Genomic DNA, 20,633 nt, shown 5'->3' with positions numbered 1-20,633 from the left:
GATCGCGCAAGCGGCCAAATAAGTGGCCCGCAAACGCGCCATCGGCGTCACCATCCCCCTGGCGACGCACGGTTTGCCGCGCAATTCAGGTGATCGCAACCCTATTGCGCTCGGCCCAGCCGGTCAGGTCGTCGCGAAGGCTGCGCGAGGCGCGCGCGAGGAAGCCGCCCATCTGCGCCCGCAGGGCCGCTGCATCCAGCGATCGAATCATTGCCTTGACCGGGCCGATCGCCGCTGGAGTGATCGACAGCCGATCGATGCCGAGGCCGATCAGCGCCATCGCTTCCAGCGGGCGACCGCCCATTTCGCCGCACACGCCGATCGGAACGCCGGCGGCGCGGGTCTGCTTCGCCACGCGGGCGATGAAGCGCAGGATCGCGGGGCTCAGCCAGTCGTAGCGCTCGGCCAGCTTCGGGTTCGAGCGATCCGCCGCAAACAGGAACTGGGTCAGGTCGTTCGTGCCGATCGACAGGAAATCGAGCCTCGGCAGGATCATGTCGAGAGTCTCGGCAAGCGCTGGGACTTCAAGCATCGTTCCGTAGCGGATGACATTGGGCACCGCGCGATTGCGGTTGTGGATCCATTTGCGCTGGGCTTCGAACAATGCGACCGCCTCGTCATATTCCCACGGCTCCGACACCATGGGAAACATGACGTTGAGCGTCCGTCCCGCCGCCGCTTCGAGCAGCGCGCGCGCCTGCACCTTCATCAGAGCGTCGCGTTCCAGAGCGAGGCGGATCGCGCGCCAACCGAGCGCCGGGTTCTCCTCGAGCGAATCGCCATCGGTGTTCATATAGGGAAGCGCCTTGTCGCCGCCGATGTCCACGGTGCGGAACACCACCGGCCGGTCACCGGCGGCATCGAGCACTTCCTTGTAGAGCCGCTGCTGGCGCTCGCGCTGCGGCAGCGTTGCCGAGACCAGAAACTGGAATTCGGTGCGGAACAGGCCGACGCCATCGGCGCCGGTTACGTCGAGCGCCGCCATGTCGTCGCGCAGACCGGCATTGACCATCAATTCGAGGCGCAACCCGTCCTTGGTCTGGGCCGGCAGGTCACGCATCGCAGCGAACTCGGCGCGGCGCTTCTGGCCGACCATCATCTTCGACTCGAACGCCTCGTCCATCGTCGCGTTGGGACGCACGACGACCGACCCCATGGTTCCGTCGAGCAACATCGCGTCGCCATCGGCGACAAGGCGGCGGATATCCTTAACGCGGCCGAGCACCGGCACCCCCATCGCGCGGGCGACGATGGTGACATGGGCGGTGAGAGAGCCCTCTTCGAGCACAACACCCTTCAGGCGGCGACGATCATATTCGAGCAGTTCGGCGGGACCGAGATTGCGCGCGATGAGAATAGAATCCTGCCGGAGCCCTAGCTGCGCCGCGGTGCCGAGCTGGCCCGACACGATCCGCAGCAGCCTGTTGGAAAGATCCTCGAGGTCGTGCATGCGATCGGCCAACAGCGGATCGCCAATCTCACGCATCCGCATGCGGGTCCGCTGCTGGACACGCTCGATTGCCGCTTCGGCGGTAAGGCCGCTCTCGATGGCCTCGTTGATGCGGCGAATCCAGCCTTCGTCATAGGCGAACATCTTGTACATCGCGAGGATGTCCTGGTGCTCGCCGGCGACACCGAAGTCGGCCTCCCTGGTCATGCGCTCGATCTGATCGCGCATCTTGGCGAAGGCAGATATGACGCGGTGGCGCTCGACCTCGATGTCTTCGGCGACGGTATGCTCGATCTCGATGCGAGGTTGGTGATAGACCGCCCTGCCCCTGGCCATCCCCTCGACGAGCTTGAGGCCGGCCAGTCGCACTGGTCCGGTGTCGCGGGTACCCGTCGCGCCAGCGCCGCTATCGTCGATCAGACCGGCGCCAGCGATCAACTCGGCCAGCACCATCGCGACGGTCTGCAGCGCCTCGATCTCGACATCGTCGAACTTGCGCTGTTCGCGATGCTGCACGGCGAGCACGCCCACCGCCTGCTCGCGCCGTACGATCGGCACGCCCGCGAAGCTGTGGAACAGCTCCTCGCCGGTTTCCGGCTTATAGGCGAAATCAGGGTGGCTCGTGGCTTCGTCGAGATTGAGCGTCTCGACATCCTCCGCGATGGTCCCGACCAGACCTTCGCCAAGCGACATCTTGGTGACGTGGACAGCTTCCTGCTTCAGGCCGCGGGTTGCGAACAGCTCGAGTACGCCGTCCCGCAGCAGGTAGATCGAGCAGACCTCGGTGTCGAGCGCCTCGCCGATGATCTGCACCACCCGGTTGAGCTTCGCCTGCGCAGCCGACCGAGACGCCATGACGTCATGCAGACGGGTGAGAATTTCACGTGCGGCGGAAGTTGCAGTCAGCGGTGCCATCTGCGCGCGCTATCAGAAAGCGGGCGAGGTTTCCAATGATGGAATCTCCGGGGGTGCCGACGCGCGCGCCGAGCGATCACTCACGCGGCGCGGCGCTCCAGCGCCGTTGCCGCCTCTTGAAGCAGAGTTGCCACGATTTCCGACAGCGGTTCTTCCTTCGTGACCATGCCGACCGACTGTCCCGCCATCAGCGAGCCATGTTCCACATCGCCGTCGACGACGGCGCGGCGCAGGGCGCCCGCCCAATAATGCTCGATCTGAAGCTGGGCCTCCATCATCTCGACCTTGCCCTCGTCGAGCAGTTGCGCGACCTCGCGCTGCTTGGCGGTGAACAGTTCGCTCGACGCGTTCTTGAGCGCGCGAACCGGAATCACCGGCAGCCGTGGATCGATCTGGACGCTGGCGATAGCGTCGCGCGCCGAAGCGCGGATGAAGGCCTTCTTGAAGTTGGGATGCGCGATCGACTCATGAGCGCAGACGAAACGAGTGCCGAGCTGGACGCCCGCGGCGCCCATCTCGAGATAGCCCGCGATTGCCTCGCCGCGGCCGATTCCGCCCGCCACGAAAACGGGGAGCTGGGCGGCGATGGTCGGGAGAATTTCCTGCGCGAGTACCGAGGTCGAGACCGGGCCGATATGACCGCCGGCTTCCATCCCCTCCACGACCAGCGCGTCCACGCCAGTACGGATCAGTTTCTTCGCCAGCGCGAGCGCAGGGGCGAAGCAGATCACTTTGGCGCCCGACGCCTTGATCTTCTCGATCGCCCCGCCCGGCGGCAAACCGCCGGCGAGCACGACATGGCCGACCTGGTGCTTCGCGCAGACATCTATCAGCGCGTCGAGATCGGGGTGCATGGTGATAAGATTGACGCCGAAGGGCTTCGCGGTCAGCGCCTTCGTGCCCGCAATCTCGGCATCGAGCAATGCGGGGGTCATGGCCCCGCATGCAATCACGCCGAAGCAGCCCGCATTGGACATCGCCGCAACGAGGTTGCGCTCGGACACCCAGCTCATCGCCCCGGCGAGGATCGCATGCTCACAGCCGAAGAAGGCCGCGCCGCGCGCCATTAGCGAGGCGAGGCGGCCATGGCCGCTCAAGCGGCGTCTTCCGCGTCAAGGCCGTAGGCGGTGTGGAGCACCCGGACCGCCAGTTCGGTATAGTCCTCGTGGATCAGCACCGAGACCTTGATTTCCGAGGTGGTGATCGCGAGCACGTTTATGCCGCGCGCGGCGAGCGCGCTGAACATCTTCGATGCCACGCCCGCATGGCTGCGCATGCCGACGCCGACCACGGAAATCTTGGCGACGCTGGCGTCGTGGATCAGCCGCTCATAGCCGATCGCGCCGCGTTCGCGCTCGAGCACGTCGAGGGAGCGGGCGAGTTCGGCGGACGGCACAGTGAAGGTAACGTCGGTGGAGCCGCTGTCATGCGCGACATTCTGGACGATCATGTCGACATTGATGCTGGCGTCGGCGAGCGGGGCGAAGATCGAGGCCACCGCGCCCGGCCGATCCGGCACCGCGATCAGCGTGACCTTGGTTTCGTTCTTGTCATAGGCGATGCCGGTGATGAGCTGACGTTCCATGGCGCTTCCTTCAAGTTCTTCCTCGCCGACGATCATCGTGCCAGGCGTGGGATTGTCTGTCGGCTCGTCGAAGGAAGAAAGCACCTGGACGCGCACCTTTTCCTTCATCGCGAGCCCTACCGAACGGGTCTGCAGCACCTTGGCGCCGACCGAGGCAAGCTCGAGCATTTCCTCATAGGTCACCTTGGACAGCTTGCGCGCCTTGGGCACGATGCGGGGGTCGGTCGTGTAGACGCCATCGACATCGGTGTAGATGTCGCAGCGATCCGCCTTCATCGCCGCAGCGACCGCTACCGCCGAGGTGTCCGATCCGCCACGGCCGAGCGTGGTGATCCGTTCGTCCTCGGTAAGGCCCTGGAAGCCGGGGATCACCGCGACCTCGCCCGCCGCCATCGCCAGGCCGATCGCGTCCGAATTGATAACCTCGATGCGCGCGGAGGCGTGGGCGTCGCTGGTGCGGATCGGCAGCTGCCAACCGAGCCAGCTACGCGCATTGACGCCGAGCGCCTGGAGCGCGATCGCCAACAGGCCGCTCGTCACCTGCTCGCCAGATGACACCACCACATCATATTCGCGCGGATCATAGAGCGGGGATGCCTCACGGCAGAAATTCACCAGCCGATCGGTTTCGCCCGACATGGCCGAGACGACGACCGCCACTTCGTTGCCAAGATCGACCTCATGCTTGACGCGGCTCGCCACGTTGCGAATTCGCTCGATCCCCGCCATCGAGGTTCCGCCGAATTTCATAACGATGCGCGCCATGTGAAAACTGTGTCCTCAGCAGGCCTTGGGGAGGCCGGAAAAGCCCTTTGGTTCGAGGGCGCGGTCCTGATAGAGAGGGGGCGCAATGAACGCAAGCGCACAGCAGAACGGCTCGATCGTAGCGAATGAAGCTGCGCATTTCGGTAAATTGGCGGCCGATTGGTGGGATCCGAGGGGATCCTCAGCGATGCTGCACAAGCTCAATCCGCCGCGACTCCGCCACATCAGGGCGTCGATCGACGCGCATTGGGGAAGCGATCCGGCAGCCTTGAAGCCGCTTGCCGGTCGGAGCGCGGTCGATGTCGGATGCGGCGCGGGACTGCTCGCCGAGCCGCTCGCGCGACTAGGTGCCAGGGTGACGGCGATCGACGCGGCCCCTGAGAATATCATGGTCGCCAGGGCTCATGCGGAAAGGCAGGAGTTGGCGATCGACTATCGCATCGGCGGCGTCGAGGGGCTGATCGGCGAGACGTACGATCTGGTCACCTCGATGGAGGTGATAGAGCATGTCGCCGACCCGGCGGCTTTCGTCAAAGGATTGGCCGGGCTGCTAGCACCGGGCGGGATCATGATCCTGTCGACGCCGAACCGAACCCCGCTTTCGCGACTGGCGATGATCCAGGCCGGGGAAGGCCTGGGTCTCGTTCCCAAGGGCACGCATGATTGGAACAAGTTCCTCACGCCTGACGAGCTGACAGGCCATCTCGTCGATGCCGGACTGCAGGTGATCGAGCGCATGGGCCTGAGCTTTTCGCCTGCGAAGGGTTTTCACCTCAGCGACAACCTTACGCTCGATTATTTTCTGACCGCCGTCCGGTGATCGCGTTCGCCGACACACTCGACGCCTACTGGCCGCCCGAACGCGCCATGGTCGAGAACGGCTATCGCGACATCGCCCTGCCCTTCGAGCCTGTCGAGGCGCCGGCGTTCACCATGGATGCCGAGTGGCCGCTGCCGGCGCTGATCGGCTATCTCGATACCTGGTCGCCCGTGCGGGCGATGGAACAGCGCGTCGGGCGCAGCCGTTTCGATGCGGTAGCCGCCGAACTGGCCGATGCGTGGGGCGATCCGGTCTCCTGCCGGACGATCAGCTGGCCGCTCACGATCCTCGCAGGCCGCAACTGACGAAAGCCGCATGTCCGACGCCATCCCAGCCGCCACCCTGATCCTGCTGCGCGACGTGCCCGGCGGTGCGCCCGAACTCCCGATGGTAGGGCGAGGCGCTCACCTGGCCTTCGCAGCCAGCCGGATGGTCTTTCCAGGCGGTCGGGTGGATCCGGATGACTATTTCATCGCCGGCCGTGCGGAACTGCTCGTGGGTGGGGAGGCTATCGATCGGGACGACCTGGCGCATCGCATCGCGGCGGTGCGAGAGACGATCGAGGAAATCGGCCTGGCTCCTGGCATAGAAGACCTGGCCGATGTCGAGACGCTCTGCGCGATCCGTGCCGACCTCCATGGCGGGCAGCCGTTGAGCGCGATTCTCGCGCGACGATCGCTCCGCATCGATCCTCACGCCCTCCATCCTTTTGCGCGATGGCGCCCGGACCATGAACTGTCGCGGCGGTTCGACACCCGCTTCTACATAGCGCGCGCGCCCGAGATCGGCGAAGCGATGGCGGATGGCGTGGAAAGCAGCCACTGCGCCTGGAGAACCGCCGAAGCGCATCTCGCGTGCGGGAGCCTGATCTTTCCGACGGTGCGCAACCTGGAACGGATCGCACTGGCCGGTGACTTCGACAGTGCCGTCGAACTCGCCAGGCGGCATAGCATCGATGTGATCACGCCCTGGATCGAACGGCGGCACGGGACCGACTGGCTGTGCATTCCCGAAGGGCTGGGATATCCGGTGACAGCTCAGCTGCTCAGCAAGGCGGACCGTGCACCCGGCCCGAGCAGGCCGCCGATGACGTCCACGCCGGGATAGGCCACGTACACGGTGCTGCCGGCCGCAATGTCGATCGCTGCAGCGCCCTCTAAGATGACAGCGTCGCCGAGCGTGGCCGGTTCGCCATCGAGGACAACCTGCCCTTCGACGGGAAGCACCCAGACGGTGGTGCTCCCGGCTGCGACCGGGAAGTGTCCGGTCGCCGTCCAGCGCTCGAGGACGAACTTCTGCCGCTCGGCCAGGATGGTGCGGCCGGGGCTGATCTCCCGCGGAGCCGGGTTGCCGGCAAACGGACCGAAATCAGACACCGATATCGCCTCGTCCAGATGCAAATCCCGGTCCGAGCCATAGTCGTAGAATCGGTAGGTGAGGTCGAGATTCTGCTGGATCTCGACAACCCTGAGACCCTTGCCGATCGCGTGGATGGTGCCCGCTGGCGAGTAGATGACCTCGCCAGTGCTAACCGGCTTCCAATGGAGCATCCGCTCGATCGAGCCATCCAGGGCCGCTGCGCGCACGGTATCGCCATCCATCTGCTCGGTCAGACCCAGCGCAATCGTCGAGTCGGGTTCGGCTGAAAGGATGATCCACGCCTCGTCCTTGCCGCGCGGGAAGCCGCAGGCCTGGGCGGCAGCATCATCGGGATGGACCTGAACCGAAAGCCGCTCGCTCGTGAACAGATATTTCACGAGCAACTCACGCGGCTTTCCGGCCGGATCGTCGTACCATATCTCGCCGATCGCCGGCCGATCGGTGGGCTGATCGTCGAAGAGCGGGGCAAGATCATGACGACCCCAAGGCTTCTCGACGCGATGGTTGGTGAGCTTAATGGCCGGCAATATCATTCTCCCGCAGCCGTCGGCACAATTTGGGATGCGAGGATTTGTTCCGCATGTCCAACCGAAAAGCCCGGGATTTCACCCGCGAAGAGCCGTCGCCTACCCCACCGCGACGATCTCTTCCAGCCGGCAGGCCTCAGTTCGGCAGGCGGACTTCGACCTTGTCGACCCACTCGGGGTAAAAGACGGGCTCGCGGTTCGACCAACCCGGCGCGGTCGCCGCGGCCTCGCTGATCGACTGCAGCAGGATGCGCCGCTTCTCGGGATGGAGGTGCGGCAGCGCCGCGGCAGCGCAGAATGCGCCGGGAAGCCAAGGCCGCACATTTGCGCCGATCAGCCGCTCGTACAGGAAGCGATAGGCGCCGAAGCTGATGAGGCGATCCTGGCCGAGATCGAACGCCGAGATCGTCACCAGCGGCGCGAGGAACGGCTCGACGGCATCGAGGCCGCTGTCGTCGGGTACGAGATCGCGAATATGATCGAGCCGATGGTAGATCCGCGCCTGGGCCATGATGCTGGCCGACTCGATGACATCGCGCGACCAGCGCGTGAGTGCATCCTCTCGGCCCAGGCCTATGTCGAGTGATCGGCGAATGTAGCGCTGCGTGGCGGCCGGGAAGCTGGCGAACTCTTTCATTTCCGCCAGCGTCATTGCGCCGTCTGCAGGTTTCATATGCGTGCCCATACCAAACCCCCTTAAAGTGGAAGCCTAGTGAGGGATCTTGCACCCATATGGTTTATGGACGCTTAAGCCCTTTGAAGGCCTCTGTTCAGGATCGGAACATTTTTCTTGCTGCAATGCAACAAAGAATAAGTCGTAAAGGTTCCGAGCAGCCCATTATTCTGTGGATAAATGCCTACCCCCATTGCGCTTTGCTGCGGCCCCTCCGGCGCAGCAAGGTGGCAAGAGGTCACTCGCCTCCTTTCATGCGCGCCTTCTCGGCCTCATCGTCATAGCCGGACGATGGCGCCGGATCCTTGCCCTTGCCCGGCTGGGTGTTGGAAGGCGGGTCGGACGTGGGAAAGGTCTCGTCCAGCGCCACATCGAGCTTGGCATCCTCGTCGCGAGGATTTCGCGCCAGCTTGGGATTTTCCGAAGCGTCATGGGCAGTGCGAATATGCGGCGTAGTGGTGTCGCTTTTGGTCGATGTATCGGTCGTCATGACCCTAGTTCCTTCGCAGTATTCGGTGCCTACCAACGTCCGGCGATGACCGCTGTTCCGGGCTGGAATCGGTGCTAGAAAGCTGAACTTTCGATGGACGGCATGGCCAGTTCGACCAACACCACGGGGCCGCGGCAGCATAGTTACATCCGTGAATATATATAGGGGGACATGACTTTGAACTCCGAAGGCCCGCGCGGTTCGACCGTGAGCCCGCGCGTGGCGCTGCTGTCGATCCTGTGCTTCTGGCTGGTATATTTCGCGGTCGCCACCGTCCGTTCGCTGATGATCGACTGGGGTCATCAGACCGAGATGCTGGCGGCGCGCGCCTTCGTGACCGCCGGCTCGATGGTGGCCACCTATATCGTCTATCTCGCCATGCGACCGCTGGCCGGCAAGTCGCTCGCCGCCAATGTCACGGCGGTCGCGCTGCTCGCGATCCCGGCGGCTGTGGCCTATAGCTCGATGAACTGGATGGCATTCCGGCAGGTCGACAAGCAGATCACCGCCGACAAGGCCCGCGACGCGGCGATGCTGAAGACCACCGACCGCAGCGTCGCGGAGGCACGCCGGCAGGCGCAGATCGCGATCGCCGCCGCCCGCGACGCCATCCGCGAAGCCGCCGAACAGGCCCGGGACGCCGCCGAAGCCAAAGCGGAGGCGCAGCGCGAAGCCGCCGCGGCGAAGCGCGAGATCGCCCGCAAGAACGCCGAGATGCAACGCGAGAAGGCCGCCGCGCAACGGGGTTGGAACGAGGACAAGGCGGCCGCGATCCGCGAGGCCGAGGAGGCGAAGCGCGAGGCCGCACGCGAAGCCTATCAGGCGCAGCGCGAGGCCTATCAGGAGCGGCGCGAAGCCTATCGCGAGGCCTATGACAGCTATAAGCAAAGCATAGCGGAAGCGCGCGCGGCCGCCGAGGAAGCCAAGCGGCAGGGCGTCAACATCGACATCGGCAGCATCCTGTCGAGCATTCCCGCTCCGCCGGTGCCGCCCGTACCGCCCGCCCCTCCAGGCGCAGGCAAGGCCGACGGGCTCATCAAGCCCGCACCCCCGGCCCCGGCTGCGCCGACGGAACCCGCGCCGAAGGCCACGCCCGCTCCGGCACCACCGAAGCCGATCGCCATCCCGACTCCGGTGATCAGCGAGCCCACGCCCGGCACGGTGATGATCCAGGTCGGCGAGCCGCCGGACACACACAAGGACCTGTCCGTCATCGGGCAGATCGGCGACCAGGCGCTTAACGGCTATTTCTTCTTCGCGGCGTGGGGCGCGCTGTTCCTCGCCCTGTCCTACGCCGCTGCGGTCCGCGCGGCCGAGCGCGAGGCGGCAGGCTACCGGGCCGCCGCCCGCGACGCCGAACTGCGCGCGCTGCGCTATCAGGTCAACCCGCACTTCCTGTTCAACACGCTCAACTCGCTGTCGACCCTGATCCTGAAGGACCGGCGCGACGACGCGGAGTCGATGATCCTCAACCTCTCGACCTTCTTCCGGACCAGCCTCACCGCCGACCCGACCGAAGACGTCGTCCTGTCCGAGGAAATCCGGCTGCAGCGGCTCTATCTCGACATCGAGGCGGTGCGCTTTCCGGAGCGGCTGATCGTCGACATCACCGTGCCGCCCGCGCTGGCCAATGCCTGTGTGCCCTGCCTGATCCTGCAGCCACTGGTCGAGAATGCGATCAAATATGGCGTGTCGCGGGCAAAACGCCCGGTGACGATCCGGATCTGCGCGCGCGAGGATTCGCATGGGCTGGTGCTCACCGTCGAGGATGACGGCGAGCCGCTGGGCGAGGACGCGAAGCTGCGCGGTGCCGGCGTGGGCCTCAAGAACGTGACCGACCGGCTCAAGGCGCGCTTCGGCGACGATGCCGCCTGCCGCTATGGTCCGCTTGCCAATGGTGGTTTTGGCGTGACGCTTTTCATGCCATTGATCCGGCATGGTTTCTGATTCACCGATAAGAACGCTGGTCGTCGATGATGAGCCGCTGGCGATCGAGCGGCTCCAGATCCTGTGTGCGCGCGAGCCGATGATCGACCTCGTCGGCACCGCTTCGGACGGCGAGGCCGCCTTGCGACTGCTCGAGGCGCTCAAGCCCGAAATGCTGCTGCTGGACATCGCCATGCCGGGCCTGGACGGCATCGGCGTCGCCAGGGCGATCGACACGCTAGACAAGAAGCCCGCCATCATCTTCTGCACCGCATTCGATCAATATGCCGTCGCCGCCTTCGACCTGGCGGCGACCGACTATCTGCTGAAGCCGGTCGCGCAGGACCGGCTCGGCCGTGCCGTCGGGCGCGTGGTCGAGCGGCGGCGGGCACCGGTGGAAGAAGCCGAGACGTCCGAGCATGCCCAGGAATTCTGGGTGCCGCATCGCTCCGAGATGATCCGCATCGCGGCGCAGGATATCGACCGGATCGAGGCCGAACGCGACTATATGCGGCTCCATGTCGGCACGCGCAGCTTCCTGCTCCACCAGACCATCACCGAGCTGGAGCGGCGGCTCGATCCCGCCCAGTTCATCCGCCTCCACCGCTCGACCATCGTGCGGCGCGACCGGATCGCGAAGCTCAGCCATGACGGCATGGGCGTGTGGCACGCGGTGATGACCGACGACGAGCGCATCCGGATCGGCCGCACCTACCTGCCGGCGGCGCGGACGCTGATGGGGCGGTAACGCGACCACGTCATCCCCGCGCAAGCTGGGATCTCCCTTCTCCAGGTGCGACGGAAGAAGCCATTGAGATTCCAGCTTTCGCTGGAATGACGACTGTCGCTGCCCCGCCCGCATCCGGCCGCGCGCGTTCGGCCGACATCCGATAGCCCAGCGCCGTCATCACCCTGGCCAGCGTATCGAGCGTCGGATTGCCGTTCGCGCCGAGCGCGCGATAGAGCTGCTGGCGCTTCATGCCCGTCGCGGCCGCCAGCCCGGACATGCCGCGCGCCCGCGCGACCAGCCCGAGCGCGCCGGCGATCGTGCCCGCATGGCCGGTAGCGAGCGCCTCGTTCAGCACCTGCCGCTGCACCTCCTCGCTCTCGAAGAAGGCGGCAAGGTCGACGGGGAAGCTCTCGAGCCCCATCGCCGTCAGGCGACCGCGCCGTAGGGCACATCGTCAACATAGAAGTGACGTTTTCCCGGGTGCATGGGGTTGTTCGCTCGTTTTTTCATTTTCTATTTCCTGCCCACCTTCCGCCGTGGGCGCGTACGCCCGGTTTCCAGGCCGTGAGGTAGCGGAAATGGGCGGAAAACGCAAGAACATATCAAGAACACTGCTTGCCGGGCAAGGCTGCGCTGGTGGGTGAAGATATAGGGCATTGGGGTTCTTGTCGTGTCGGGCGGACGGGGGGAAAGCCACCGCTTCGCGCAACTTCCTATCCAAGGTCGGCTCTGCCTGATTTCCAACGCTGTCAACGCGCTGCGCCCTTAACGGCATTTCAATGAAGGAAACCACCATGGCACTTGATCAATATTTTACGCTCCGCCGCTCGGGCCTGCGCGTCAGCTCGCTTTGCCTCGGCACGATGACCTTCGGCGAAAGCCGCGGCTGGGGCTCGCCCGTCGACGAATGCCAAGACATCATGGACCGCTTCATCGATGCGGGCGGAAATTTCATGGACACTGCAAACGGCGATACGGCGACGGCGTCGCGGGTGGACCTTCGATGATCATCAAGCCCGACGAAAAACCGTATTGAGATGTGGAATCTCGCGCACGCCGCGCTCCAAAAAGTGCGTGCTTGGCGATCGGCCTGCTGATGATAGTTGTCGTAAATGCGCAAACAGGACGGCGGCGGTGTCACAACCGCATAAGCAATGGCCTGCTTCGCTACGCCCTACGGGCTCCGCTGCGCAAGCCATTGACCAACCCGCGCTCATGCGCAACAAAGGTGCGGGGCTCTAATCCGTGCTGGTGGAAAGCAGGGGCGACGTCAGCATCTGTCAATGATACTATTGAGATTACTCATTGATAATGTAATTGACTGTTCTGCGAAATAAATATTTAACACAATCCTAGTCTCGCGATCTGATGCCGCGCTGCTAGATAAAGAATTTGTCGCCAGGAGAATGAGATGCCGTATGTGAAGGTAAATGGTGTCTCGTTTTATTATGAGGATGACAATTTCACCGATCCATGGTGCGAACCGGAGGTCGTTTTCATCCAGCACGGATGGGGTAGAAGCTCGAAGTTCTTCTACCATTGGGTACCGCCATTGGCGGGGAGATACCGCGTATTGCGCCGCGACATGCGCGGCCACGGGCTGTCCGACGATCCCTTGCCGGGAGTCGAGTGGTCGGTCGATGAGCTGGTCGAGGATATGGCTGGATTTCTCGACGAACTGGGAGTCGACCAGATTCATTATATCGGCGAGTCCGCCGGAGGCGTTCTGGGCGTGGCGTTCGCAGTTCGATTTCCGGAAAGGGTGCGGTCCCTTACATTACTCTCGTCGCCGCTGTCGGATCCGACCCGCAATTCCGAGGATTATGGATACAGCGATCTCGCTGGGATGATCGCGACAACACCGATCGACGAGTTCCTTGATATGAACATCAAAGGGCGGGGAGTCGTGGCGACGGGCCCGGCACATGAAAAATGGTTGAGAGCCGAATGGCGCAAGAACCGCTCGGAGAATCTGGCCGCTCTCGCACGGCTTTTCCCCAGCATAGATTTGACGCCGGCGGTTTCGACCCTCGAAATGCCTACTCTCATCCTCGCCCCGGCGAATAGCAGAACCGCTCCGCTCAGCGACCAACAGAAAATGCACGATCTGGTTCCCGATTCTCGCATCAAGGTGATCGAGGGTACCGGCCACGAGCTATTTTTCGAGAAGTTCGACGAATGTATCGCTGCTGTTACTTCCTTTCTGCGATCGGTTGAAAAAAAACCTAGCAACGCCTGAGCACATTTTCTTGCGAAGCCCTCCGCTGCGCGGCCAGCTATCCTGTCGCGTCCGAAAGCTCTGGCTTGAGGACAAGCAACGTGGCAGCGGAGGTAATGTCAGGGTCAAATTCGCTGTCGCTGGTCGCTGCCGGCACATCATACACGCTAACGCGGGAAGACGAGGGAGAGCTATGTTTCGTCATCGCTGGTACATGGTCGGTCTGCTCGCAACGCTGTATGTTTTGTCCTATATCGATCGGGTTACCATCTCCTTGATGGTAGAGCCGCTCAAATCTGAGTTCCACCTGAGTGATATGCAAATGGGGCTGCTCATGGGGCCGTCCTTTGCATTTATCTTTGCGTTGGCGGCGCTGCCCGTGGCGTGGCTGGTGGATCGGGGAAACCGAAAGAGATATCTCGTGCTCGGGGTGGCCCTGTGGAGCATCTGCACCACGCTCTCCGGTTTCGCGACTTCGTTTCCGATGCTTTTCGGTTTGCGCATGGGACTTGCAGTCGGCGAAGCCGTGTTGTCGCCCGTGGCGCTGTCGATGATCGGCGATCTCTTCAAGCCATACGAACGTGCAACGCCGAGTGCCGTTTATCTCTCGTCGGCCCCCATTGGAATCGTACTGGCGTATGTCATAGGCGGCGCAGTCATCGAACTCGCCAGTCAGGCTTGGCTGGCCAGCGCGTTGGGGTTGGCGCCGGTTGCCTCCTGGCGCCTCTCGTTGGTGCTAGTGGGGCTTCCTGGCCTGCTTCTCGCAACAATCATCGCTTTCACGACCCAGGAGCCACCGCGCACGCATGCATCGCCTGCTCCGGATAGTGCGGAGCCGCAGGATTCCGAGCGCTTCGGCATATTCGCTTCGTTGCGGGAGTCGCTTCAATTTTACGCCCCTGCAGTGAGCGGTCCCGCGCTGCTATATGCCGTATCGAATGGCGCAGTGGCGTGGTATCCGACCCATCTCATCCGTACACAGGGCGTCAGCGCGTCGGTTGCAGGCTATATCTTCTCCACTGCACTTCTGATGACAGCAATCCTGTTACTTACTATTCCCATCTTCGCCGAACGCATTGCCCGCACCGGGCGCAGGGATCTGTTGATGCTCATTCCATTAATCCTGATCCCGATAGGATTGGGCTGTTTCATCCTCGCGCTGTTGCAATCATCCCTTCTTTTTGCATCGATCTTTATGGCAGTGGGCTTCAGCATTATCTCTTCGGTTGGCGCATTTCCCCAAGTCACCTTACCCGTGATCGCGCCACCGGCATTTCGAGGAAGGCTGATGGCAATCATGGCATTCGCGAACAACGTCATCGGTCTTGGCCTCGGTGTCTTTCTGGTCGGGTTTCTCGCCGATACCGTCTTCCGTGGCCCGGGATCCATCGGCCGTTCCTTGCTAGCCATCGTCTGTGCGGTAGGACCGGCCGTCTGGCTGCTGTTCTTCCTCGCCTGGAAGCCGTACCGGGCCGCTACCTTCCGTCAATCGGATGCTCCTATCGCCTGAGCGGCGGTCTCAGAGCGGCTCTGTGGCGAAAAAACTGCGTATTGGTCGCGTTAAGTGCGGCACCGGATGACCTGACCGTAGGGCTGCTTCCCGGATCAGCGATTTAGAGGCTGAACGACGAGATGGGCGCGCAGCTGCCGCGACGTAGCTCGGCACCAGCACGAGCAATCAGCGCAGCGACGTGTCTGTATGAGGTTTCACCAGCTCGGCCGCGAACACCGAGCGAAATCCTTCTAACCCAAGTTGATCCAAAGCGCCGTTCGGGCGTTTCATCCGCTGTCGACGGGCGACGCAGGAGAGATGCGATGAGAATATATATCACCGGCGTAGCGGCCGCGCTTATGCTGATAGGTTCCGGGGCCTGGGCCCAGAGCGCGACAAGCCAGGTTGCGAGTTCGACCAAGACGACGACCAACGGCAAGGTCACCAGCGCACACGCAACCAGCAAGACCGCGTCCTGTCGCAACGAGAAGAAGCAGTTCATCAAATGCTCGTCGGCGACGAAGGTCAGCACGACGGCGACCGTGACCAAAGGCAGCGACGGCAAATGCCGGTTCGCCGCTGGGCCCAAGAAGGGGCAGTTCACGAAATGCCCTTGATGCTGGGGGCTGGCTGGCGGAGCATGTGCTGAAGGATGATCCTTCGATACGCCATTTCGACAAGCTCAATGGCTACTCTGGATGAGCGGAGTGTTGTTTTAGCCTGAACGAAGCGGACTCTAGCCACGTCCCTCGTGCTGCGGACAGGCTCCACCCCAATCGCTCCCCCGAAGGGGCGCTATCGCTTTGGAATTTTCGTCATCCCGGGCTCGATCCGGCATCTCTTTTCTCTTCCTTGCCCGGCGGTTTGCGCGCCGGATCAAAGGCAGCGGGATCCCGGATCACGTCCGGGATGACGATTTTCCGGAGGAGAGCGCACGAGCTCAATTCCGTCCTTGCCGCCCGATATCCCAGCTTTCGCTGGGATGACGCCCGTTTTTCAAAGCGCGGCCAGCACCGCGTCGCCCATTTGGGAGGTGCTGAGCGTGCCGCCTAGGTCGCTGGTGCGCGCGCCGCTTGCGAGGGCCTTGGCGACGGCTGCGTCGATGCGGTCGGCTTCGGCCGGCATCTTGAGCGAATAGCGCAGCATCATCGCCGACGAGAGGATCGTCGCGAGCGGATTGGCCTTGGCAAGGCCTGCTATGTCCGGAGCCGAGCCGTGGATCGGTTCGTAGAGGCCCTTCTGGTTGGCATCGAGCGAGGCCGAGGGCAGCATGCCGATCGATCCGGCGCACATCGACGCCTGGTCCGACAGGATGTCGCCGAACAGGTTGCCGGTGACGATAACGTCGAACTGTCCGGGGTTGCGGACCAGCTGCATCGCGGCGTTGTCGACATACATGTGGCTCAGCTCGATATCGGGATATTCGGCGGCGGTCTCGATCACCACGTCGCGCCAGAGCTGCGAGGTTTCGAGCACATTGGCCTTGTCGACCGAGCAGAGCTTGCCGCGCCGCGCGCGCGCCGTTTCGAAGCCGACGCGCGCGATGCGGCGCACCTCGTCCTCGTCATAGGACATCACGTCATAGCCCTGGCGGCGGCCGGTCGCCGTCTTGCGCATGCCCTTTTCGCCGAAATAGACGTCGCCATTGAGTTCGCGGACGATCACCATGTCGATCGCGCTGGCGACTTCGGGGCGCAGCGCCGAGGCGTCGGCGAGTTCCTTGAACAGGGTGGCGGGGCGGAGATTGGCGAACAGCGTCAGCTCCTTGCGCAGGCCGAGGATCGCCTGCTCCGGCCGCAGTTGGCGCTCTAGACCGTCGCAGTCGGGATCGCCGACGGCGCCGAACAGGATCGCGTCGGCGCGCCGTGCAAGATCGAGCGTTTCCGCCGGCAGCGGATGGCCGCCCGCCTTGTAGGCGGCGCCGCCGACCAGGCCGATCTCATATTCCAGCGTATCGCCGCACACCACTTCGAGCACCCGCACCGCTTCGGTGATGACCTCGGGACCGATGCCGTCTCCGGGCAACAAGGCAATGAGCATGTTCCAACCTCTTTTGATATGTCGCCGCCCCCTGCCCTGATGCAGCCGGCGGTGCAATGGCGTTTGACGTCAGCGGAGCCTGCGCAGGCGATCGATCAGCCGTTCGCGCGCGTCGAGCGCATCGGCGCGGCGCTCCACCAATATGTCACGCGCCAGAAAATGGCCGGTGAGGCGCAGGCCGTCGATAATATCCGGCCATCCCGCCTCGACACCGGCCTGCGTCAGAAAGGCCGGCAGCGGCAGCAGCCGATCCGCATAGGGCGCGCCTGCGTTGCGCGATACGGCGGCGGCGCTCTTGGGGCTGACGAAGGCGAGATCGTCGCGGGCGCCGGTGACGGTGCAGGCCGAGAGATCGAGCGCATAGCCGAGTTGCGCCATCAGCAGCAGCTCATAGCGCACCGCGGCCGCAGCCCAGCCGCGTGCCGAGGGAGCATATTCCACCGCCGCGAGCGTGGCATCGAGGCTTTCGTACACGCCGCCATGCGGCTGCCCTTCGGCGAGCGAGACGGCGGTCAGGGTGCATAGCCAGTCGATCGCGGCCGCGGCGAGCGGCTCGGCGAGCAAGGCGGCGCGGCTATGCGACAGTTCGACCGTCAGGCCGGGAAGCTGCTCCGCCGTGCGGGCGCGGAATTCCGCCTCGACCAGGTTGCCCGGCACCAGCACCGGGCGCAGCCGCCGCGACCGGCCGCCGCGCACATAGCCGGCCAGCAGCCCATGTTCCGGCGTGAGGGCGCGGACGATCGCACCATGTTCGCCATGCGCGCGCATCGAGCAGATTATGGCGGGGGTATTTACCTGCATCGCAGAACCTTCAAGCGCGGATAGGCGACGGCTGCAAGGGGCTGCGCGAGCGGGTCGAAACCGGGCAGGCAGGCCGCCGCAACTCTCGTCCGAAATGGAGCAGATAACCCGTCATAATAGTCAGACTTCGACTCCGCCTGGTCTTTCCAACGGGTAATTTGTGCGTATTATTTTTTGCTCCGGGGGGAAAATATGAACCATCATGCGATCTTTCGCGCGGCATCCCACGCCGCTATTCTTCTTGCCGCCGTTCTTTCCGTCGCGACACCTGTTCAAGCGCAGGAAAAGACCGGCAGCAAAGCGGGCTTCGTCCTGAAGTCTGGGACGGCGCGAATAATTCTCGTGCGGCCAAACATTCGCGTTGGCGCGCAATCGACTGGCGGCCTGAACGAACCGAATGCCGATTGGACGCAACAGGCGCGCGAGAACATCGCAGCTGCACTGCGCACCGCACAGGCCGGGCTGGGCAACGTCGTGGTCGAATATGACGAAGGGGCCAGCGGCGAAGGCGCGGTGATGGCCAACTATGCGAAGCTTTTTGGCGCAGTTGCCGATTCGGTGATCGAATATCAGTTCTTCGTCGGCAACCGACTGCCCACGAAGAAGCGCAAGGACAGCTTCGAGTGGAGCATCGGGCCAGAGATCGGAAAGCTCCATTCACTGGAGGGCGCCGATTACGCGCTCTTCATAAACACCCATGACGAATATGGCTCCACCGGCCGCAAGGTGCTCCAGGTCGTCGCAATGATGGGGGGAATCGGCATGACCGCGGGCGTACATGCCGGCCATGCGGGGCTGGTCGACCTTCGCACCGGCGAACTTGTGTGGCTCAACGCCGATCGCGAGATGGGCGGCGACGTGCGAACCGCGGAGGGCGCCGCCAAGCGGGTAGCCCAACTGCTGGAAGGTTTCCCGGGCCGGCCGGCGCAGACAGCGATAGCGGCGCACTGACGTGCGGCGGATAGCCCTCCCTCTCGCGACCATGGCGATGATGCTGGCGCAGCCGGCGGCCGCCGCGGATCCTGGCCTGGCGCTGCCCACCTATACGCCAGCCTATGAGCCGACCACCGTCGACGAGCGCGGCATGTGGATGGAGGCCGACGAGCGGGAGCGCATGCTGCGCGACAGCCCCCTGCGCATCCGCGAGGGCGGACTGGAGAAATACGTCCGCGACGTTTTGTGCCGCGAGGTGGGCGCGGACCGCTGCCAGGGGGTGCGGGTCTATGTGATGGAAATTCCGGCATTCAACGCCAGCATGATGCCCAATGGCTGCATGGAGGTCTGGTCTGGCCTGCTGCTGCGCGTCCGCAACGAAGCCGAGATGGCAGCGGTGCTGGGACATGAGTTCAGCCACTTCGAGTTGCGGCACCAGCTGAAGGGCTTCAAGGCGCAGCGCGGCGCCACCGACGCGACGGCCTGGCTCAGCGTGATCGGCGCGATGACCAACACCAACTTCAATGGCGCGATCAATTCGATCGTCGGATCCTTTTATCGCTTCAGCCGTGAGCAGGAAACCGAAGCCGACCTGCTGGGCTTCAAATATATGGTTGCGTCGGGATATCCCTCGAAGGCCGCAGCGGAGGTCTGGCAGCATCTGATGGCCGAACAGGATGCCACCGCGATCGGGCGTGGCCAGAAGCCGAAGCATCAATATAGCGCCGGTTTTCTCGACGATCATCCGAGCGATCTGAAGCGCGCGCAATATCTGGGAGCCGCGGCGGCAGCGACGCCCGGCGGTACCGAAGCGCGCGTCATGGAGTATCGCGAAGCGATCGCGCCTTACCTGCCCCGGCTGCTCAACGCCCAGATCAAGACCAATGATTTCGGCGGATCGGAATTCATTCTGTCCTCGATCGCCGCCCAGGATGGATGGACAGGCGACCTGCTGTTCGCGCACGCAGAGCTTTACCGCGCAAGGGGCAACCCCCGCGACCTGCAGATGGCGACGATCTGGTATCGTGAGGCGAAGGCGGCGGGATATGCAGCACCGGAACTCGACCGGGATCTGGGCCTGACGCTGTTGCGCGGCGGGCAGATCGAGGAAGGCCGCCGGGCGTTGAGCAGCTATCTGGCGCTCAAGCCCGACGCCAGCGATGCCAAGATGATCCAGACACTCCTGACCGATTGAGGAACAGCGATGAAATACGGCAATTTCCCGATCGCCTTTTCGATCCTGGTGATGGCAGCGGCGGCGCCGTCCCCTGCCAATTCCCTGATCTCGCCGGGCCGGACGACAGGCATCGCCGATTCACGGCTATCGGCATCGCCCGACCGGGAGTGGAACCATCTCAGCCGCAACGACGGCAAGAATGTCGAGCTCTGGACGCTCGACGGCGACGCCTTGAACAAGGTCACCTTTTTTGGCGGCATCGCGAGCGGCAAGCCGCTGCTGCGCGAAGTGGACAAGAAGCATCAGCCGCTGCCGAAGGTCTCGCGGACGATGCTGATGACCGACATCCCGGCCCTGCTGGAGTCTACCTACCGCAGCCAGCAGGCCGTCAACCAGATGAGCATAGACAGCCAGGAACCTGCGACGCTGGCCGGACACAAGGCGATACGCTTCACCTATAGCCTTGTCGGACCGGACGAGGTGCGCAGAAATGGCGAGGCCATCGGTGCGCTGGTGGAGGGGAAGCTCTATCTCGTAACCTACGAGGCCCCGGCGCTTCATTTCTTCGACAAGGATATCGAAAAATATCGCACGCTCGCGGCAACGCTCGCTCTTTAACGACAACAATCGGCCATCCGGCCCAGCGCGATCAACGAGGATAGGAAGAAAACAAACAAAAGCCGCTCATGGCATCGGTTCGGTCGAATTACG

The 20,633-nt window shown here is 63.6% G+C and carries 20 protein-coding genes and 1 pseudogene; 12 read left to right on the top strand and 9 right to left on the bottom strand.

The window, feature by feature from the left end; all coding sequences use genetic code 11:
- Positions 1 to 85: 85 nt before the first annotated feature.
- The 3 genes from ptsP to AAC645_RS03130 all read right to left on the bottom strand — a co-directional run bounded on the left by ptsP (position 86) and on the right by AAC645_RS03130 (position 4,715).
- Positions 86 to 2,365 (bottom strand): phosphoenolpyruvate--protein phosphotransferase, encoded by a 2,280-nt coding sequence (gene ptsP, locus AAC645_RS03140; RefSeq protein WP_340313763.1) that lies wholly within the window; start codon positions 2,363 to 2,365, stop codon positions 86 to 88.
- An 80-nt stretch (positions 2,366 to 2,445) separates the two neighbouring features.
- Complete coding sequence (locus AAC645_RS03135) at positions 2,446 to 3,432, bottom strand: NAD(P)H-dependent flavin oxidoreductase (RefSeq protein WP_340314148.1); 987 nt, start codon at positions 3,430 to 3,432, stop codon at positions 2,446 to 2,448.
- Between the two features lie 26 nt (positions 3,433 to 3,458).
- On the bottom strand, positions 3,459 to 4,715 hold the full coding sequence (locus AAC645_RS03130; protein ID WP_340313761.1) for an aspartate kinase: 1,257 nt from the start codon (positions 4,713 to 4,715) through the stop codon (positions 3,459 to 3,461).
- An 85-nt stretch (positions 4,716 to 4,800) separates the two neighbouring features.
- Between AAC645_RS03130 and ubiG the strand changes: the two genes are divergently transcribed.
- The 3 genes from ubiG to AAC645_RS03115 are packed head-to-tail and all read left to right on the top strand — an operon-like array spanning position 4,801 to position 6,642.
- The gene (gene ubiG / locus AAC645_RS03125) at positions 4,801 to 5,535 is read left to right on the top strand and encodes a bifunctional 2-polyprenyl-6-hydroxyphenol methylase/3-demethylubiquinol 3-O-methyltransferase UbiG (protein ID WP_340313760.1); all 735 of its coding nucleotides are present in this window, start codon (positions 4,801 to 4,803) and stop codon (positions 5,533 to 5,535) included.
- Positions 5,532 to 5,840 (top strand): hypothetical protein, encoded by a 309-nt coding sequence (locus AAC645_RS03120; protein WP_340313759.1) that lies wholly within the window; start codon positions 5,532 to 5,534, stop codon positions 5,838 to 5,840. The genes ubiG and AAC645_RS03120 overlap by 4 nt, the downstream gene beginning before the upstream one ends.
- Before the next feature lie 10 nt (positions 5,841 to 5,850).
- On the top strand, positions 5,851 to 6,642 hold the full coding sequence (locus AAC645_RS03115) for an NUDIX hydrolase (RefSeq protein WP_340313757.1): 792 nt from the start codon (positions 5,851 to 5,853) through the stop codon (positions 6,640 to 6,642).
- On the opposite strand, the gene AAC645_RS03110 is transcribed toward AAC645_RS03115, so the two are convergent.
- The 3 genes from AAC645_RS03110 to AAC645_RS03100 all read right to left on the bottom strand — a co-directional run bounded on the left by AAC645_RS03110 (position 6,573) and on the right by AAC645_RS03100 (position 8,605).
- On the bottom strand, positions 6,573 to 7,442 hold the full coding sequence (locus AAC645_RS03110) for a class I mannose-6-phosphate isomerase (protein ID WP_340313756.1): 870 nt from the start codon (positions 7,440 to 7,442) through the stop codon (positions 6,573 to 6,575). The two genes, AAC645_RS03115 and AAC645_RS03110, sit on opposite strands and share 70 nt — an antisense overlap.
- 136 nt (positions 7,443 to 7,578) lie before the next feature.
- Positions 7,579 to 8,127 (bottom strand): hypothetical protein, encoded by a 549-nt coding sequence (locus tag AAC645_RS03105; protein WP_340313755.1) that lies wholly within the window; start codon positions 8,125 to 8,127, stop codon positions 7,579 to 7,581.
- A 226-nt stretch (positions 8,128 to 8,353) separates the two neighbouring features.
- Positions 8,354 to 8,605, bottom strand: a complete 252-nt coding sequence (locus AAC645_RS03100) for a hypothetical protein (RefSeq protein WP_340313754.1) — start codon at positions 8,603 to 8,605, stop codon at positions 8,354 to 8,356.
- 1,221 nt (positions 8,606 to 9,826) lie between these two features.
- Here AAC645_RS03100 and AAC645_RS03095 point away from each other — a divergent pair.
- A pseudogene (locus tag AAC645_RS03095) lies at positions 9,827 to 10,552 on the top strand (sensor histidine kinase); the annotation flags it as partial.
- Positions 10,542 to 11,279: a LytR/AlgR family response regulator transcription factor gene (locus tag AAC645_RS03090; RefSeq protein ID WP_340313752.1), complete on the top strand. Its 738-nt coding sequence runs from the start codon at positions 10,542 to 10,544 to the stop codon at positions 11,277 to 11,279. The pseudogene AAC645_RS03095 and the gene AAC645_RS03090, both read left to right, overlap by 11 nt.
- Before the next feature lie 10 nt (positions 11,280 to 11,289).
- Here AAC645_RS03090 and AAC645_RS03085 read toward each other — a convergent pair whose 3' ends face one another.
- Positions 11,290 to 11,682, bottom strand: coding sequence for an addiction module antidote protein (locus AAC645_RS03085; protein ID WP_340313749.1), 393 nt, complete (start codon positions 11,680 to 11,682; stop codon positions 11,290 to 11,292).
- Between the two features lie 373 nt (positions 11,683 to 12,055).
- Here AAC645_RS03085 and AAC645_RS03080 point away from each other — a divergent pair, with 373 nt between their 5' ends.
- From AAC645_RS03080 to AAC645_RS03065, 4 genes are all read left to right on the top strand, one after another.
- A complete protein-coding gene (locus tag AAC645_RS03080) occupies positions 12,056 to 12,268 on the top strand; it encodes an aldo/keto reductase (protein ID WP_340313748.1) in 213 nt (70 codons plus the stop codon).
- Between the two features lie 404 nt (positions 12,269 to 12,672).
- Positions 12,673 to 13,500 carry an alpha/beta fold hydrolase gene (locus AAC645_RS03075; protein WP_340313747.1) on the top strand — a complete coding sequence of 276 codons (828 nt, stop codon included), beginning with the start codon at positions 12,673 to 12,675 and terminating at the stop codon, positions 13,498 to 13,500.
- A 172-nt stretch (positions 13,501 to 13,672) separates the two neighbouring features.
- The gene (locus AAC645_RS03070) at positions 13,673 to 14,989 is read left to right on the top strand and encodes an MFS transporter (protein WP_340313745.1); all 1,317 of its coding nucleotides are present in this window, start codon (positions 13,673 to 13,675) and stop codon (positions 14,987 to 14,989) included.
- A gap of 305 nt (positions 14,990 to 15,294) precedes the next feature.
- A complete protein-coding gene (locus AAC645_RS03065; protein WP_340313743.1) occupies positions 15,295 to 15,588 on the top strand; it encodes a hypothetical protein in 294 nt (97 codons plus the stop codon).
- A 379-nt stretch (positions 15,589 to 15,967) separates the two neighbouring features.
- On the opposite strand, the gene leuB is transcribed toward AAC645_RS03065, so the two are convergent.
- Both leuB and recO read right to left on the bottom strand, forming a co-directional pair.
- On the bottom strand, positions 15,968 to 17,011 hold the full coding sequence (leuB, locus tag AAC645_RS03060) for a 3-isopropylmalate dehydrogenase (protein WP_340313742.1): 1,044 nt from the start codon (positions 17,009 to 17,011) through the stop codon (positions 15,968 to 15,970).
- A gap of 69 nt (positions 17,012 to 17,080) precedes the next feature.
- Positions 17,081 to 17,812 (bottom strand): DNA repair protein RecO, encoded by a 732-nt coding sequence (gene recO, locus AAC645_RS03055; RefSeq protein ID WP_340313741.1) that lies wholly within the window; start codon positions 17,810 to 17,812, stop codon positions 17,081 to 17,083.
- Positions 17,813 to 18,004: 192 nt separating this feature from the next.
- Here recO and AAC645_RS03050 point away from each other — a divergent pair, with 192 nt between their 5' ends.
- Genes AAC645_RS03050 through AAC645_RS03040 form a run of 3 tightly spaced genes read left to right on the top strand, consistent with a single transcriptional unit; the run spans position 18,005 to position 20,540 of the window.
- Positions 18,005 to 18,763, top strand: a complete 759-nt coding sequence (locus AAC645_RS03050; RefSeq protein WP_340313740.1) for a hypothetical protein — start codon at positions 18,005 to 18,007, stop codon at positions 18,761 to 18,763.
- Between the two features lies 1 nt (position 18,764).
- Positions 18,765 to 19,940: a M48 family metallopeptidase gene (locus AAC645_RS03045; RefSeq protein WP_340313739.1), complete on the top strand. Its 1,176-nt coding sequence runs from the start codon at positions 18,765 to 18,767 to the stop codon at positions 19,938 to 19,940.
- 9 nt (positions 19,941 to 19,949) lie between these two features.
- Positions 19,950 to 20,540: a hypothetical protein gene (locus tag AAC645_RS03040; protein WP_340313737.1), complete on the top strand. Its 591-nt coding sequence runs from the start codon at positions 19,950 to 19,952 to the stop codon at positions 20,538 to 20,540.
- Positions 20,541 to 20,633: the final 93 nt, after the last annotated feature.

Source organism: Rhizorhabdus argentea, assembly GCF_037861105.1.
Taxonomy (GTDB): Bacteria; Pseudomonadota; Alphaproteobacteria; order Sphingomonadales; family Sphingomonadaceae; genus Rhizorhabdus; species Rhizorhabdus argentea.
The sequence above is the reverse complement of the archived record's forward strand: the minus strand, read 5'-3'. Positions and strand labels throughout refer to the sequence as shown.

What these genes read in the sequence shown, in the direction of transcription:
- AAC645_RS03080 (WP_340313748.1), top strand. Translation starts at nt 12,056, where the DNA reads ATGGCACTTGATCAATATTTTACGCTCCGCCGCTCGGGCCTGCGCGTC.
- AAC645_RS03085 (WP_340313749.1), bottom strand. Translation starts at nt 11,682, where the DNA reads ATGGGGCTCGAGAGCTTCCCCGTCGACCTTGCCGCCTTCTTCGAGAGC.
- AAC645_RS03075 (WP_340313747.1), top strand. Translation starts at nt 12,673, where the DNA reads ATGCCGTATGTGAAGGTAAATGGTGTCTCGTTTTATTATGAGGATGAC.
- AAC645_RS03090 (WP_340313752.1), top strand. Translation starts at nt 10,542, where the DNA reads ATGGTTTCTGATTCACCGATAAGAACGCTGGTCGTCGATGATGAGCCG.
- AAC645_RS03050 (WP_340313740.1), top strand. Translation starts at nt 18,005, where the DNA reads ATGAACCATCATGCGATCTTTCGCGCGGCATCCCACGCCGCTATTCTT.
- AAC645_RS03065 (WP_340313743.1), top strand. Translation starts at nt 15,295, where the DNA reads ATGAGAATATATATCACCGGCGTAGCGGCCGCGCTTATGCTGATAGGT.
- AAC645_RS03130 (WP_340313761.1), bottom strand. Translation starts at nt 4,715, where the DNA reads ATGGCGCGCATCGTTATGAAATTCGGCGGAACCTCGATGGCGGGGATC.
- recO (WP_340313741.1), bottom strand. Translation starts at nt 17,812, where the DNA reads ATGCAGGTAAATACCCCCGCCATAATCTGCTCGATGCGCGCGCATGGC.
- leuB (WP_340313742.1), bottom strand. Translation starts at nt 17,011, where the DNA reads ATGCTCATTGCCTTGTTGCCCGGAGACGGCATCGGTCCCGAGGTCATC.
- ptsP (WP_340313763.1), bottom strand. Translation starts at nt 2,365, where the DNA reads ATGGCACCGCTGACTGCAACTTCCGCCGCACGTGAAATTCTCACCCGT.
- AAC645_RS03100 (WP_340313754.1), bottom strand. Translation starts at nt 8,605, where the DNA reads ATGACGACCGATACATCGACCAAAAGCGACACCACTACGCCGCATATT.
- AAC645_RS03135 (WP_340314148.1), bottom strand. Translation starts at nt 3,432, where the DNA reads ATGGCGCGCGGCGCGGCCTTCTTCGGCTGTGAGCATGCGATCCTCGCC.
- ubiG (WP_340313760.1), top strand. Translation starts at nt 4,801, where the DNA reads ATGAACGCAAGCGCACAGCAGAACGGCTCGATCGTAGCGAATGAAGCT.
- AAC645_RS03040 (WP_340313737.1), top strand. Translation starts at nt 19,950, where the DNA reads ATGAAATACGGCAATTTCCCGATCGCCTTTTCGATCCTGGTGATGGCA.
- AAC645_RS03115 (WP_340313757.1), top strand. Translation starts at nt 5,851, where the DNA reads ATGTCCGACGCCATCCCAGCCGCCACCCTGATCCTGCTGCGCGACGTG.
- AAC645_RS03105 (WP_340313755.1), bottom strand. Translation starts at nt 8,127, where the DNA reads ATGGGCACGCATATGAAACCTGCAGACGGCGCAATGACGCTGGCGGAA.
- AAC645_RS03070 (WP_340313745.1), top strand. Translation starts at nt 13,673, where the DNA reads ATGTTTCGTCATCGCTGGTACATGGTCGGTCTGCTCGCAACGCTGTAT.